The organism is Chryseobacterium sp. YIM B08800, from assembly GCF_026163565.1.
Taxonomy (GTDB): domain Bacteria; phylum Bacteroidota; class Bacteroidia; order Flavobacteriales; family Weeksellaceae; genus Chryseobacterium.
Genome location: NZ_JAPDKN010000004.1, coordinates 31572 through 48193 on the forward strand (window position 1 = coordinate 31572; position 16622 = coordinate 48193).

A 16622-nucleotide genomic window follows, 5' to 3' on the forward strand; every position below is an offset into this window, starting at 1 on the left:
AAATTCTATTTGATAAGTTTTTAAAGAGTAGTGATAACACATCTACAATTGAATAAAATAGGACATTTTAGAATGGAACTACATTCATTTTAAGCCAAAATCCATAAAATATTGATTAATTTTACCAATCAAAATAATGCTATGCGATTATATTTCACCCTTTTTCTATTTTTCTGTTGGCTATTTAAAACTTCGGCTCAAACCAATACAAATATTTATCAAAAAATTATTGACTCTGTTTATCAAAAAAACCCTGATATGATCGGTGTTTTAGCATATATCGAATCCCCAAAAATCTCATGGGGTTATGCAACAGGTTTCGATGGAAAAAATTTAAAAAAAGAACTGAACGAACAACAGCCGATGTTGATTGCGAGTACTACAAAAACCTTTATGTCGGCAACAATTCTTCGCTTGGCAGAAAAAGGTAAACTGAATATCAATCAAAACATAAAAAATTTAATCACAGAATCGTCAAGAAATCAATTGATAAAAGCAGGATACAATTTAGATTCTATTACCATACTTCATTTGCTTTCTCACACTTCGGGAATCAGAGATTATGTTGATGAAAGTTATTTCAGTTTTATTAATGAAAATAAACAATACCAATGGACAAGAGAAAAGCAGATTGAAAGGGCTTCAAAATTGGGTTTACCATTAGGAAAACCCGGAGCAATATTTCGTTATGCAGACATCAATTACGTTTTGCTTTCGGAAATTATTGAACATTTTACCAAAGAGCCATTTTATACTTCTGTACGAAGATTATTGAAATTTAAAAAAAATCATTTGCAAAACACCTGGTTTATTCAATTGGAGAAACAGCCTAAAAATACTTTACCACTGCTCAATCAATATTGGAGTCATTTTAATTGGAATATTAAAGACTTAAATCCTTCCTGGGATTTGTACGGCGGCGGCGGATTGGCTTCTACTGTAGAAGATATGGCACATTTTTATCAATTGCTTTTTAATGGAAAAATTATTAAAAATAAAGATATTTTGAAACTAATATCTACTGACGTTCCACCTGATCTTACAACTAATTATTGCTTGGGAATTCGGAAAATTAAAGTGGGAAACATTACAGGCTATAACCACGGAGGAGGTTTAGGTACAGATGCAACTTACTTCCCGGAATTGAATACCACTATTTCTATAGCTTCTGTTGAAGCTGATAAAAGAGTGATTGCTTTACAGATTCGAGATCTTTTGATTGCGAAACTGAAGAAAGATGCTATAAAAAAACGCTGAGTAATACAATATGATATTTTATAAAAAAGTTTTATAGGGATTAATACCAACTGCTTTATTAATACAAAACCCACAATTAGAAGACTTTCATTTTCTAACTGTGGGTTTTATTTTATGTAAAATTAATTATTGTGAAATTTTTTTGATAACGCTTCTTAATTCTTATCCCCAAACAAATTCACATGGTTGTTGTCTTTCAGCAATTACCTTTAATGATTTGGTTACATACAATCTAAGGAAACCACGTGCATTAACATTGGCTATGGTTTTACCTTGTATTTTAACTACCATCGTACCACCATTTTGATCAAAATTATAAATAACAATCTGTTGTTTTGGATAAACTTTTTTAAAATCAACAGTCATTTTAATCTGCTCCCCAATAACATGGATTAGCCTGTTTCTGTCATCGATACCAATAGAACCAGAAGAATCAATCTCATATTCGTGTGGATTTAATCTGATTGCATAATCAGATTGATCATTCACAATTTCATCCTTGAGACTTGCTAATTCACCATTAGGGATAAATAATGTATCTGGTTTTTCTCCTTCAGATTTAAAGTTTTTAATGGCTTTTACAGATCCTTCTACGGTTAACTTATCAATATCATTAGCTTCTCTTCCTAAACCAAATTTTTGTTTCTTGTATTCGTAGTTTAAGCCTTCAAATCCCTGAATACTACTACCATATTTGTAGTAAGACCCTCTTTTTGCAGAGACAAGATTTTTTTCATTTAAATCGGTTAATCCAGATTCACTATCAATACCATCATCTGTTATAGCCATCCCAGAGCTCATGTTTACAGAAAATGTTTCGTTTACTTTCAATCCGTATTGATAAGCATAGTTCCACTGCTGAATATTTGCTACAGTAAAATCCTGGGTAGTCCAAATTTGTGCCCAATCTGACCAGTTACCTCCATTCATAGTCCTTTGGTAAGTTACATTGGGTATATTACCTGAACCAAATGAAGTTGCTTTTTGTGTAACCCAAGTAGCATCATGGGTTTCAATGGTGACATACCACCAACCATTATTATTAAAAGGTGCATTGATTAATCCAACTCCTCTATAAAAACCTGTTTTAAGATAATTATTTAGATTAGACCCGGATATTACAATAGAGGTACCATTCGGTGTACTTAAAAAGTTGGTCTGTACATAAGACTGTGTTGCCAATGCTACATATAATCCTGAATTATGATACATGTAAGGATACGAACCTCCATCTGTAGTCGGTATATTTCCAGACGAAAAACCAACTGCTGTAGCATTTTCCTGCCCATTAGCTTTTGTATTTAGCTGGTTTACATTGACTGCGTGAGCATCAAGTGTACCATTTGGAATAATGGGACTTTTTGAAAATGTGTTTGTATTGGTAAAAGTCTGATTGCTTGTTAGTTTAGCATAACCAGCTCCTGCGTGATTCCCCCAGTCAAATGCAGTTTGCCCATTAATAATTCTTGAATCATTACCTTGTGCAGATGTTCCTGCTGTTGTTCCATAATTTACACTAAATGTAGCACCAGTAAGACTTAAACCTGTACCATTTGCATAGGTATTATTTGTATCAGACCAAGGCACATTTACAACAGCTTGACCTGCGGAGTTTAATTGAATACCATAAGTTCTATTTACGGTAGCTGTAACGGCATTTGATGCAACAGTTTGTACAGCATCACTAAATATTTCAACACCTCCTTTAACAGTACTTGTAGCTGTAGGTAATGTGTAAATAGTATCGGTGAACAATGCACCAGCAGGTACATTTGTTAAAACCTGAGAATCGTCTACTTTACCATCTAATGCATTTTGTAATCCTGTTACTTGAGCAATAGCATGTGTGTGATTAACTGATGATGCACCGACATCTGAATATGTTAAATTAACAACACCAGTTTGACCATTTACACTTTGAACAGCACCTGATGAAATTTCAATAAAAACATTACCACTCCATCTATAAGATTTATTGGTATCTGTCGTGACATATATTTTACCCGTTTGTTTTTCATTTGCCGGCAATGCATTGATTGCTGCTAAACTTGCACCTTCTATAACATCATCAACATAACTTGGTAACTGGGTTGATGGAATTAAACCAGATCCATCCAATGTAGCGACACCATTAGCTGAGCCTTTTTGATTTAATGGAATAGCATCAGTAATGCTGTAACCATCCAAAGTAGTAGGTTTATCTGTAATTGAATCAAACGTATGTGAGTGGTTTAATAGTGAAAATTTACCATCAGACCATTCTCTTGATGCAAACATTTCCCAATTGGAATCTGTTGTTGAACCTGAGAATGTTTTGAAATATATTTGCCCTGAGTTACCTCCCGAAAAAATATCAAAACCTCTTTGGTCAGTTGCTGATGAATAACGCTCATTTCTAATACCAATACCAAATGTAGAAGGATAGTTAACAGAACCCGCATTAGTAACATAAGAACTTAGTTCATTTCTTAACACTCTAACATTAGCATCTTGTCTTGTTGATGGTAATAAATTTCTTAAATATACTGTATTACCTCCCGAAATATCAACACCACCTGCGTTTGTTGCGTTATTTATTAATATTTGTGATGATGGAATTGCTTGTGTACTTAATGTACCAACTGAATTAGCTGTTACCATTCTAACACCTGTTCCTGCAAGTGAGGTCGCTTTCAATTCATCATTATCCCCAGTCCAACCAAAAAAACCATCTTTACCATTTACAGTTCTATTGTTTAACCATTTGTACATTCCCCATTCAGACATTGAACCAGCAGTTGCTGAACCTGTACCACCAATTCCAAAAGTTTGATTATTAGCTGTCCATACATGACGTAAAATCATTTCAGCTTTACTCGCATTTGTTGCAGTATTGATGGTAAATCCGCCTAAATCTTTTGAAGTTAGCGTCGAACCTCCGATTTGCCCGGGTGCATTAACTGAATTTGTTGCGAAATCAATCCAGAATTTTCTGTTGGGTGTAGATAATAAATTAGCGTTATTACCAATAGCAAAATTACCAGCATCAGCCATTCCAGCATACATTGAAGGTGTATCGAAACCAAATGCTATTGAATTGTTTGATGTATTACCTAATCTTTGAAGTGTAATAGGATTTGCATTTACTCCACTAAAATTCCATGCACCTGAAGTTGTTTTGTTACCATATAAACCAATTTGATTCGTTGTTGTAGTTATTCCAGATTCTATCCAAGTAGACCAAGTTGAACCATTATAACTTCTTTTATATGTTGTTAAGTTAGTAAATTCTGTATATTCTTGAACTACTCTGTTAGTACTAACTCTATACACATTTAAATAGCCAATTACAGTAGTTGGATAATTGTTTGCAATTGTAGCATTTGATGTTGAAAGTTGTTGATAAAATCCAGCCGTAAGTACCGTGTTTAAATCTAATGTACCTAAAGATGATGAGGATTTAGGAATTGAACCCATTAGGTTTGTGTCCATAAATGTTCTTGTAGCAACAATTTCTGGAACTATATTTACTAAAGATTGATAAGTGTCAAGAACTACTGGTGCTACAGTTTCCGTAGTTTGTGACCAACCTTTTGACCAATCAGCATTTACACCAGAATATGAAGTTTGTACTCTTTCAATTTCAAAATGTGCATAAGTACCCCAATTAGTTGTTATTTCACCTAAATTTATACAAACATTTCCAGCTAAATCAATCCCTATATTAATTATTGTAGATGGTAAATTGTCTGTAGCTTCCCATAATGCTGCTCTACCAGAAGTATGTAATATTGCAGCAGTTTGTTTATAAAAAGCAACTCTCAATTTACCTAAACTTCTACTATTATACTCATGGTAATTTATATCTACAGTAAACATTGTTGCTGAGGTAGTTGCTTGTGGAAATTTAAAACTTATAATTCCTATTTGAGCAACATTTGAGTACGTTTTATGAAATACTTTATTGAAAACACGTAATCCATTTTCAAATTTGGAAAGTGAACCTGTAGTTAGATTTAAGTTTTTATCAGCAAGAGTTAAATCAGATGTAGCACCTGCATAAGGAACAAAAGATGTGACTGTATCACTGGTTATTATCTCTTTCCAATCAGTCCAAGTTGTACCATTATATCTATTTCTAATAAAAATCTTTGATGCATTGGTTATAGGTCTAAATTCTTGAGCTATCCAATCTTGTGAATATCTTTTAATTGTTACAGTAGATATTGTATTATATCCTACTGGATTATTTACCCATAAATTACCATAATAAACACCCTCTAATATCAACGTATTAAGGTCGGTAGTTATAGTTACAACGTTTGTTTTGGGAAAATACTTCGCATCTGCCTGTGTAGTTGTAGGATAAGTTGACCTCAACACACTTCCTCCTCCTGCAGTCAAGAAAGAGTTATCATCTGACCCGTCTTTTTTAAATCCTTGTGCAAAAATAAATTTTGACGCAGTGTCATTTGAGTTTCTAAATCTAAAATCGTTAAGTCCGTCATAGTTGACTACCCCAACATCGACACCTGTTTTATAGAAGGTAAGCCCAGGATTTGAACCATCATTAGAAGTCACTCTTAATGCATTATTAGCCCAGCCACTACCTCCGCTAGTAATAAATGATTTTACAGCTGTGATATTTTGAATAGTATCGGTGGTTAAATAACTACTATTATCTAACGAACCATCTGCCTTTAAAAAATGGGCGGCAGTACCGCCCACAACTCTATAGCCTTTAGAAGTGCTATAATAAGCATATTTTGTATCCATATTAAATATCTTTACGAGTTACTGTTATCGCTACAGTATTAGGTAAAGCAGAATCAAATTCAATATCTATTTTATTAGGATCAGTTAATTTTATCCTGCCTTCAATTTTGTAAAATGTTACCGTATCATACATGGCAACATCTACATTTCTTGTCCCTAAATTGTGTGCTACACTTGCTGTTCCTACGATAGAAGTAGTGTATGATTTGACAGTATTACTACCTGCGGTTACTCTACCTTTAGCATCTACCGTCACCTCATCATAAGTTCCGGCTGCTACTCCTGTTGTAGCTAATGTTAAAGCTGAAGAAACGTTTACCGATCCATCAAAAGTTGTTGACCAAGTAGCATCACCTGAAGCAGTAATTGTTCTTGGTGTCGTTAATTTTGCGGCCGATCCTGTTGTATTAATTGCTGCAGTTCCTGTTAATAATGTCGCAGGAACAGCGGTAATAGGGATTGTTACATTTGCAGAACCGTCAATTGTTTGTACTGTTGCAGTAACTCCGGAAAGTGTAATCGTTCTCGGTGAAGTCCATTTTGTAGCGGAAAGAACACTTTTCGCCGCATCTGCGGTATTATCTACGTTATTTAAACCGACATGAGATTTATTTAAAATCACAACACCAGTTAACCCATTTACGGAATCTACTGCTCCGGAGGTGATGTAAACGAAGGTTGTTCCGGTCCATCTGTAGGTTTTATTGGTATCAAGAGATACATAAATTTTACCTGTTTCTCCAGCGATTAGATTTGTATAAGCTGCTTCTTTGTAGAATTTTCCGTCTGCAGTTTTGTAATAGCCTTCCAAAACATCATCTACGTAAGATGGCAACTGAGATGCGGGAACCTGACCCGATCCGTCTAGTGAAGCAACCCCATTCGCAGCTCCTTTTTGTGATAACGGAACATAATTAGCCAAATCTGTTGAGGTAGGCATAGAGCCAAGATTCACCGTAATTCCGTTGGCGGTTTGAGTAATTCCTGTAACCACGTTTCCTGTACCTGAAGTAGTAACCGGTAATGAAAATGAAGTTCCCGACAATGTTAAACCATTACCTGCGCTGTACGTTGTATCTGCAGAAACTAATGTAATTGTACTTCCGGCTTGGTTAATCGTCATATTAGCTCCTGCAGCAAGTGTAACGTCTCCAGATACAAAAATTCCTGATGCGCCTCCTTTTAGACGGGTAATGGTATCGGTTGTTGTAATTACTCTGTTTGCTGACAGATCATAAGGTGTACCGTTAATAGTTAAAGTTCGTGTTTTTGGCACAAAATCTAATGGATCTAAATTTCCATTATGCCAAAAAGAATTGATTGCTCTTGTGCTACCTCCGGCTGTTAAAATGTCATTGTCTGTTTTTCCTTCGATTTTGTATCCAACAGAACTTCTGTAATAAGCGTACTTAATGTCCATAATTATATTTTTTTAATTGTTAACTGAATGATATTGGGTGGTAAAGAATCAAATAACACTTCAATATTATTGGTGTCTATTCGTCTCACCTTGAGGGGTACTGTAAACATGGTAACGGTGTCGTAAGCATCAATCACAAAGCTTAAAGTATCAAGATCATGTCTTATCATAGAGTCTCCCCTCACTCTCTCTTCATATTTATTTTTTTCGGGACTGGCTGCATCTTCTATATTTTTAATCTTATTATATACCAGATCATTAAACTGATTTTGATAAGTAATTGCACCCCAGTTTGAATAAATTCCAGCGAGGTTGATTTTGTCATCAGAAATGTTTCTGGCAATAGATTCTTTAAGCCATTCTATCTGTTTCCTGTTTTCTTTGATGTAGTCTACGATCTTCTGAAGCTCATCAAGGTCTACATCATTAGAATCTAGTATTTTGTTAATTTTTGCAATATGTTCAAGCATTTCATCATCTTTTGCCTGAAGTATATTTACAATTTCTACAATTTGCTCTTTTGTGTAGACATTTCCGGTGTCTTCGTCATCGTCTATTGTGGCTGCTAATTTGATTTTTAATTTTTCTTTCCATTCTTCTACATTCGCAGCAGTAAGATTGGATGCATTAAGTTTTGCGAGCACTAAATCGTGTGCGTTTTCATCTTCCAGATGATTTGTAAAAGTTGTGGTAGGCAGTTTTTTTTGAAAGGTTTCATTTAAACCCATCACTTCATCCATCTTGATTTTTTCATCTAAATGACGGAATGAAGAAAAGACCTGTTGAAATTGAGATTCTGTAGGAACGTCACCTTTTTCAAACCAACTGAAAATTATATTTAATGGTGTACTCATTTTGATTATTGAAAATTAATTTTGATACGATTTGATAACTAGGAAAGGTTTCTATTCTTCATAGATTGATTGCCCTTCAATAAAAATCTCTTGAATGATTTTTGATTTTATCCCTACTTTATCATGCTATTAGTTAGTGAACTGTTGATATGATTATTGCCTTAGAAAAACATATATTCTGTCAATGATTTTTGTAATATTTTTCTGAATTCAATGATTATTCACATTCTTTAGAGGTCAAATTTCCTGTTTTTATGGCTTTTATAAAAGTTTTTTGACCTTGCCATTCTGTAGTTGCAGTAACATGTATTTTTCTTAAAAAAATTGTTTCATTCAAAATGGGATAATCTATCTTATCGTGATCGCATACAAAACCCACAATCAGAAGATTGATGTCTTCTAACTATGGGCTTTATGATAAATTATAGAGAGTTTTTACTTTTTAATTAGATGTCATACTGCTTTGTATCAACAGGTTTTGCATCAAATTTAAATCCTTTATTAGCTGCTATACCTGTGACTTTACAAAAACCAGGAATCTTAAACATTGTACCCACATTACTATGAGTTACTTCTATATAACTGTCACTATCATTAAAGATCTCAATTCTTTGTCCTAATATTGGTTTGTCTGGTAAGCTTACAGGATTTCTTGTTACAATATAAATATGAGCATTTCTCGAACGTCTTACATCGCCGTCTGTATTATACAGAGGATTAAGGATCAACTGCCTAGAATTGTGATCAAAGTCAATAGTATCTACTGACAGATCTCCGGCTAATTGAACTTTATCTTCATCATTCGCTATCTCTCTTCCTATACCAAGCAACTGTGCATCAAAATGCATATTTAATCCTTCGAACCCATCAATTGATGAACCATATTTAAGGTATTCATTTATTCTACCAGCATAAAACCTTTTATTACTTGTATCTACTAATCCTATTTCTCCTCCAATATAGCCTTCTTCCAAAGCTAATAAACCATAGCCTAAGATATCCATTAACCTAATACTACTAAACTCTGGAGCTTGACCAGTCCCTAAATATTGGTCTATATTATTTAGATAAAACAAATTGGAATGAGTATGTGAACTTCCTCCTCCTCCTGCTGCATTCCATGAATTAATATTAGCTTGAGTTATATTAAATACAGGATGTGACTTAGGAATGTAATTACTATCTACCCATGTTTGTGTTGCATAATTCCCTGCCGGAATTCCGCCTAAATTATCCGCATTTCTTGCACTGTCTACTCTGACACCATAAGTTCCGGAACCATTTCCGCCTACTAATGTTGGATAACTCGGGTTCCAAGGCTGTTCTGCATCAACATTTGATTTTGAAGCGCCCCAAGGAGTTGTCCCACTTGAAATATCAAATATAGTATGGCCATTTCCATAATTATTCCAGGTCATTTCTCTTAAAACCCGTCTATTAGTAATCGCCGGCTGACCTACATAGTTCCAATGATAAGGTGGTGCTATATCTAATAACTGATTTAAGTTAACTGCATGATTTCCTAATGTACCATTTGGAATTACAGGACTTTGATTAAATGTATTGGTATTATTAAATGTCTGTACACCATTTAATGTCGCATAATTACCTAACTGGCTATTTAAAGAAGATTGTGTTACATATCCATTCAAATTAGCTGAAGTTAAAAATCCTTGATTGTTTACCCAACTCTGTGTTGATAATGTATAAATTGCGATCTTTACTTGCTTCGTTCCTGCTGGTTCAGGTGAGTTATCAATTGAAGTTACACGATTAATAGTTGTAATATCACCACCACCAGTTGCTATAACTTTTACCGAAAACCCTTGCCAATACCATAATCTTGGAAACCAGAAACATAGATTTCCATTGATATTCATTGCAATGATACCGGTAAGATCTGCATACGTTGAATATCCCGCTTGGTTGATGATCGTATCTGCATAGATGTAACCCTGAACTTTGGTGTCCATAGGCATGCCACCTCCGTACATATTCCCCTTGATTTCTAAAAGAAAAGAGTCACCTTGAGATTGTGAATAATCAATACTTGTTGTGATTAATGTACCGTCAGGAAAATCTCTATGTGAATTTACATACGAATCATCCTTACTATATTTCGTAAGCTGACCTCCTCCTCCCATAAGGAAGTAATCATCGGATGAATTATTTTTAATAAAACCATTTGAAGCAACATAACCATTAACATCTAATTCGGTTGCAGGATTTTCTTTATTTACACCAACAAAATTATTTACTCTACTTGCTGATAAAATGGGTGCTGAATTGTTTAATCCATGATTCAGACCATGTAATGTTAATAATCCTGTATTGGTATCTGTAAAGAAATTAAATCCATAAGAATCTAAGAAAGTAGGTTCTGCCAAATGAAGAACTCTTTGTTTGCCAATATTAGTGTTACCAATAAGTAATGCTCCGGTCATGGTATCACCAGACTTATTTACTTTAGAATCAGGATTAAAATTACCATTATGCCATACATCATATCCTTTGTATCTAAAATAATCTGTTGCAACACTTAATGAGTTTTGTGGAGTCCAAGGATATGGACCCCATCCCATATAAACTCCATGCAGAGTATCTCCTGTTGTTAAAGCTCCAATACCTGCTAAATGATCATTATCATTCATTGTTTCCCAAAAAACACCTGTGGCATTATAGGTAGAGGCTTGTTGAATTGTAATACTACCGAATTGGTCAATTTTACCACCACCTGTAAGTCCACCACCTGTTAAAGGAAGATATCCGGCAACTTTAGTATTAAGTTGATCCAAATTCACAGCATGACCTGATAAAGAAGCATTAGGTATTACAGGACTTTGCAGAAAAGTATTGGTATTTGTAAAAGTCTGAACACCGTTTAAAGTTGCATAATTACCAAGCTGATTATTTAAAACTGATTGCAATACATAAGCATCAGGATTAAAATTTTGGTTATCCCAAACCCTCCTCCAGGTTGCACCGGCGGCTCCGTTAGGAATATAGAAATTTTTAAACCATAAATTGCCATTATGAGCATGTGCAAAATCTGTTATAAAACTGTTGGCTCTAAAGCGCATAAAAGTACCGTAGTCATGAAACGGGAAATTAGTATTTCCTGATCCGTTTGGTAATTCTATTGATATAATTTCAGTTCCTTGAGATATTTGGTCAGCATCAACATTTGAAGTAAAAGTTGCTCCTCTATTCATTAAAGCGGACTGGGAAGTATTTTGCCATTGAGAAGAGTTCCCATGATTGGTCGTATTTATTTGACCATTCGCCTGAATCGTTCCGCTGCTGCTTGATAGAATTAAATCACCACCTCCTGCAGAAGTTATTACAAAATTATCTCCCGTACCTCCGTTACCTATTGCTGAGCCACCATCAGCTCCAATATAGGCTATGGCTTTTGAACCGTCATATTTTAACCAGGATAAATAATTACCTGTCTGAGTAGTGCCTCTCCAATCCCCAATTTTATGGTTTGAGGCTATATTTAAAGCTCCAGACATGATATCTCCAGACCTATTTACTTTATCATTTACCTGAGAAGTTGAAGCAAAGTTTGCCGGAGTGAAATTTCCAGAGTCCCAGATTGTTTTCTCTGGTCCCCAAGTATCATCATCTATGGCAGTTCTTCTTTTTAAATTATCTCCGGTAAACAATAGCTGTTCCTGTCTATGAGAAGGGTCAAAATTGCTCCATTTAGCCACGGTTAAAACGCCTTGCCAAGCATCACCAGTGACTTGTGTATCATTCCCATGTTGAAAATCCCATTGAGCAAATCTGTCATCATAAAACGACGGAGGTCTTACTGCGCCTCTTGAATCTGTTATAAAATTTCTGTCATTATAATAGAGTTGCCCCAAATTCACAGCATGGCTATTTATCGTTCCGTCAGGTATTACCGGACTTTGCAAAAAAGTATTGGTACTCGTAAAAGTCTGAACACCATTTAAAGTTGCATAACTTCCGAGTTGAGAATTTAAAGCAGATTGAGTGAGATATCCGGCATAGGCATGATTTCCCCAGCTGAATGCCTGGTTCCAATTAGAAATATCGGTAAGGCTAAAATGACCTGTATCCCAGAAACCACGCATTTCTGTCCATACATCAGTTCCATAATTATATCGTCTATACTTTATAAAATCTCCGCCATACTGATTTGAATATGGGGTGTATAATTGTAATGTACCACCTCCTCCATCGTATGTTTTAATATTTAATAAAGAACCATAACTTGGATAAACGGAGTCAGCCTGCACAAAATAGGAAGCTATACCATGAGGTAATGAATTGACTGATGTATTAGAATCAATAGTGTACAGTCCTGTATTTCCTAAATATTGTCCTGTATTTATTTCTTTGTGATTTCCCCAATTATAGGCTGTTTTCCATTCTGCTGAGTTACCGTGAGAACCAGTAGTTATCTGACCTTTTACATAGGCACCATTAGCTGGAACATTCCCTTCATCCTGATAAGCATCAGAAACCAGCAGCCCACCCATGTAAACTTTTTGCGCATATCCATTATTTAAAACTGAAAACGGTGTATTTGCATTAATACCCACATATCCGGCTGTGCTTGATTTGCGCCAATAATTACTTTGATCATTAAAAGTATTATTCCAATTGTCTATGTCTTGTTGGCTAAAGTTATTTGAATGCCAATAATCAACAAATTTAGAATATGCATTAGTTTCTTGAAACAAACCTTGATATTGTCTAATGCCAAAAACAGATTTATTTATTACTATAAGGTTTTGATTTCCTCCAGATGCATCCTGATATCCACCAAAATGAAGATAATCGGCATATACAGACTCATTGTTTTGATTATTCCAAGAAGTAAACCCAAATTGTAATTTTTGTGTAGATAAATGTTCCGGTTTAATGATTCGAGTATCAGAATAACCTAAATAACCTAACCAATTATTTATATTATTATTTGAAATAGTATAAGATGGGTGAGATGTTGGAATATAATTATTCGGATTAAAATTTTGTGCAGTCCAGATATCATAAACTCCCGCAGGTGTTGAATGATATAAACCTCCGTTTGTTTGCAAATATGTCGAAACAGATTGATTTGATACATACAATGCAGTCCCCGCTGTTGTTAATAACTGACCACCATTAAGATTTGATGATTTTATATTGGGTACATTTAGATCACCAGTCATGGTATCCCCAGACTTATTTACATAATTACCTTGATTATTAAAAGCCGAGTTCCAATTATTAATATCTCCTTGTGTAAAATTTCCTGAATGCCAGATCCACTTAGCATCATTCCAAACTCCGGCATCACCATTTTTGGTTCTAACTCCAATAGCATTACCGCTTAAATAATCTGAAAAAATCTCTGTTGAATAATTTCCATTTAGTCCGGAAAAATTAATCACTGAACCCTTGCCTCCAGTTCCTGCCCAATCATAATCAAACCAAGTTTTATTTGTGTGGTTATTTGAACCATTAGTAATACTGCCCGTGAAATCAATATTGTGATAATATCCTAATTCTGAAGATTTCGCATAATTTGCACTATCTAAACTTCCATCTGCTTTTAAAAACTGAGTTGAATTACCTCCTATTACTTGATATTCTCGCCCCTTAATTCTTCCATAATTACAATCAATACTTACTTGAGCTACACCAGCAGATGCAAAATGAATTTGGTGAACATTAGCAAAACTTGAACCTCCTACATCAATATAACTATAAGCAATACCGTATTGGTTACCCAAATCGGTTGTCGAGCCATTGCTGTTAACATTAAAAGATTCACCTATGCTCCAAATACCTTGTGTTTGAGTATAATCATAAGCTCCAAAAAATCCTTCTCTTGATGAAACTACCCTGCTATTTGATTGAATATTACCTTTCGACCAAATTCCATTCGCTGGAACAAAAGTTTCATTTGAATAACTGTCAGATACAAGTAATCCTCCTACATTAATTTTTTTAGCAATATTAGCATCATTAGTCAAAAAAGAAAAGTTTCTTGGGTCATTGGAATTAATACCTAACCAACCACTATTATATTTTTCCCAATAATTATCCGGATTAAAATTCCCTGAATGATAAGCTTCAAACCAATTTGTACTTCCTAGGTTATTCTTTGTTCTAAACCATAATCTGTGTGTATCCGGAGTATTGTGTCCATTATTGTAATATAATTCTAAATTATTAAAATCATTATTACCATCAGAAAACTTGATGTAACCTCCGTAAGAGGCATTAATAGGTCTGTCTGAACCTCCCCAGGAAGAAGTATTATAACTTGATATAAAACCTCCTTGCGGTAAATAAGCATCTAAAGATACAGGAACAGAGGAAATTGTTTCTGATCTAATTCTATTTCTATTAAAAAAAGTCTCATTACTTGCCGTAACCAGACCTAAATCGGTTGCTATTTCTGCATGCGTTCTTCTACTAATTTTTTTTGTAGTAGGGTTCCAAACCAATACAAAACCAGCATCGTTTGGAACACTTTTTATGATAATCTCGCCTTCAACGGAGACGTGATTATTAAAGTATTCTGGAGCAATCATTAGTCTAATCTTGCGGTTAAGGTTATTCTGTATTCATTCGGGGTTAAAGGTGCCAAAACATCTATCTGTACATCATTTTCTGTAATGGGTACACAGCTTACATTGATTCTTCTGTTATCTGTATTTCTGTAGCATGTATAATCAATATTTCTGGTTTCCCAATTGTGCGTTAATGGAAAAGTTACAGACGATCCGTCACCTATTTGCCATGTTCTGCTTTTAATTTTTGCATCCAAAACAGCTTTCGTAGACTTTGGGGTCATTGCTTTATTGTCATTCATTCCAATAATAGCCTCAACATCTGTAGCGATTTGAATAAGCCCTTTCACCGTTTCTGTAGCATCTACAATGTCAGGAATCCCTTTTTCTATAATTTGATAATTTGCAGGAACATTGGTAGCATTATCAATATTGGCAATAAGATGGTCGCCAACAGAAACAGGCTCATCACCAACCCATCCATTTGCTGTAATCACCCAGACCATACCTGTTTTAATAGCGGCAGATGTAATTGGCGACGGAGCGATCATTGCACCTTTAGTAGTTGAAGGAATATAACCTCCCGGCTGATAGATTAATGCTCCTGTAAGGCTTTGTCCTATAAAGTTTTCGACATACGTTTTGATCTTATTTGATGACCACGTAAATGTATTAGACTGAGTGGCATCATTCAAGAAAATAGAGACAATATCTGCATTGGTAAGATTTCGGCCTGCTACTTTAATCACATGCCCTGAACTATTGGTCAGGATCTGACTCAGCAACAAAAGTCCACTTGTCTGATCTGTCTGAAATGGATTATTGGTAAGCGGATAATCTGGATGTACGTAATTTTGAGACAAATCAATCCATTCGGTTCCGTTCCATTGATGCAACTGACGTTTATAATCAATGATCCAACCTGCAGGTACATTACTCGTACTCGGAAGTGTATCAAAATATTGAAAACGGGTATGTCTTAACTCTCCAAAAAAATTATCCTGATGTGCGTTATTACTAATTATTGCGTTGTTATTCATGGTTTTTTATTTTTTTATGGTTTAACTTTTAAAATGAGAATGTTAATTGGGTTAAGAATATTTCCCAACATATTGATCTCTATGGTTTGATTGGTTGCGTAATCGTCGATATTTATTTTTTTACCCGTTACACTATCCCGAGCCTGAATGATTACATTTTCTGTTTCAAGAGTATTTGGAAATACGGTACTTTCTGAGATTTGTACCACTGCGCTTGTAGGCGTCTGTGAGATCAACAAAACTTTATCATAGATATGCTTATTAAATTCCTGTTGATTTTTCGGGCTTTGTAACCAATCGTAGTCAAGTAATAGCTTTACTTTATTCTCTCTTGATTCCCCTATCGGAATAGCTTTTAAAGCTTCAATATCCTCACGGCTTTTTTTAATGTAACCGACTATTTTCTGAAGCTCATCCAAAGACAGATCATCAGATAACAGTTTCTTTTTAATACCCTCTATCTCCAATTCAAATGATTGAAAAACTTCTTTAAGTCCTTCGATATTTTCCTTAGGAATTAAGTATTCTTTATGGTAAAACGATAGAAATGTTTCTTTAAACTGTGTTTGTGTCGGAAAATCCCCAGTTTCAAACCAACTGAAGATCGTATTTAATGGTGTACTCATTTGATGATTGAAAATTAGTTTTGATACAATTAAAGCTTTATGCTTTTGATAGGTTAATTTGTAAGCGTACTTCAGTAATTCTTTTTATATCTACAGCAATATTTACATTTCTTTCAACAGTATCATCCATTTAA

7 protein-coding genes are annotated in these 16622 nt (G+C 34.6%); 1 reads left to right on the forward strand and 6 read right to left on the reverse strand.

Going from position 1 to position 16622, the window contains the following annotated elements; translation table 11 throughout:
• Nucleotides 1–141 precede the first annotated feature (141 nt).
• Complete coding sequence (locus OEW74_RS02100) at nt 142–1257, forward strand: serine hydrolase domain-containing protein (protein WP_265426916.1); 1116 nt, start codon at nt 142–144, stop codon at nt 1255–1257.
• 162 nt (nt 1258–1419) lie between these two features.
• Here OEW74_RS02100 and OEW74_RS02105 read toward each other — a convergent pair whose 3' ends face one another.
• The 6 genes from OEW74_RS02105 to OEW74_RS02130 all read right to left on the reverse strand — a co-directional run bounded on the left by OEW74_RS02105 (nt 1420) and on the right by OEW74_RS02130 (nt 16488).
• Nucleotides 1420–6012: a pyocin knob domain-containing protein gene (locus OEW74_RS02105; protein ID WP_265426917.1), complete on the reverse strand. Its 4593-nt coding sequence runs from the start codon at nt 6010–6012 to the stop codon at nt 1420–1422.
• Between the two features lies 1 nt (nt 6013).
• Nucleotides 6014–7432, reverse strand: a complete 1419-nt coding sequence (locus OEW74_RS02110; RefSeq protein ID WP_265426918.1) for a hypothetical protein — start codon at nt 7430–7432, stop codon at nt 6014–6016.
• Nucleotides 7433–7434: 2 nt separating this feature from the next.
• Complete coding sequence (locus OEW74_RS02115; RefSeq protein WP_265426919.1) at nt 7435–8286, reverse strand: hypothetical protein; 852 nt, start codon at nt 8284–8286, stop codon at nt 7435–7437.
• Between the two features lie 446 nt (nt 8287–8732).
• Nucleotides 8733–14843 (reverse strand): hypothetical protein, encoded by a 6111-nt coding sequence (locus OEW74_RS02120; RefSeq protein WP_265426920.1) that lies wholly within the window; start codon nt 14841–14843, stop codon nt 8733–8735.
• Entirely contained in the window at nt 14843–15862 is a 1020-nt protein-coding gene (locus OEW74_RS02125) for a hypothetical protein (protein WP_265426921.1), read from the reverse strand. Before OEW74_RS02125 ends, OEW74_RS02120 begins: the two co-directional genes overlap by 1 nt.
• Before the next feature lie 14 nt (nt 15863–15876).
• Nucleotides 15877–16488, reverse strand: a complete 612-nt coding sequence (locus tag OEW74_RS02130; RefSeq protein WP_265426922.1) for a hypothetical protein — start codon at nt 16486–16488, stop codon at nt 15877–15879.
• Nucleotides 16489–16622: the final 134 nt, after the last annotated feature.

What these genes read in the sequence shown, in the direction of transcription:
- OEW74_RS02100 (WP_265426916.1), top strand. Translation starts at nt 142, where the DNA reads ATGCGATTATATTTCACCCTTTTTCTATTTTTCTGTTGGCTATTTAAA.
- OEW74_RS02105 (WP_265426917.1), bottom strand. Translation starts at nt 6,012, where the DNA reads ATGGATACAAAATATGCTTATTATAGCACTTCTAAAGGCTATAGAGTT.
- OEW74_RS02110 (WP_265426918.1), bottom strand. Translation starts at nt 7,432, where the DNA reads ATGGACATTAAGTACGCTTATTACAGAAGTTCTGTTGGATACAAAATC.
- OEW74_RS02115 (WP_265426919.1), bottom strand. Translation starts at nt 8,286, where the DNA reads ATGAGTACACCATTAAATATAATTTTCAGTTGGTTTGAAAAAGGTGAC.
- OEW74_RS02120 (WP_265426920.1), bottom strand. Translation starts at nt 14,843, where the DNA reads ATGATTGCTCCAGAATACTTTAATAATCACGTCTCCGTTGAAGGCGAG.
- OEW74_RS02125 (WP_265426921.1), bottom strand. Translation starts at nt 15,862, where the DNA reads ATGAATAACAACGCAATAATTAGTAATAACGCACATCAGGATAATTTT.
- OEW74_RS02130 (WP_265426922.1), bottom strand. Translation starts at nt 16,488, where the DNA reads ATGAGTACACCATTAAATACGATCTTCAGTTGGTTTGAAACTGGGGAT.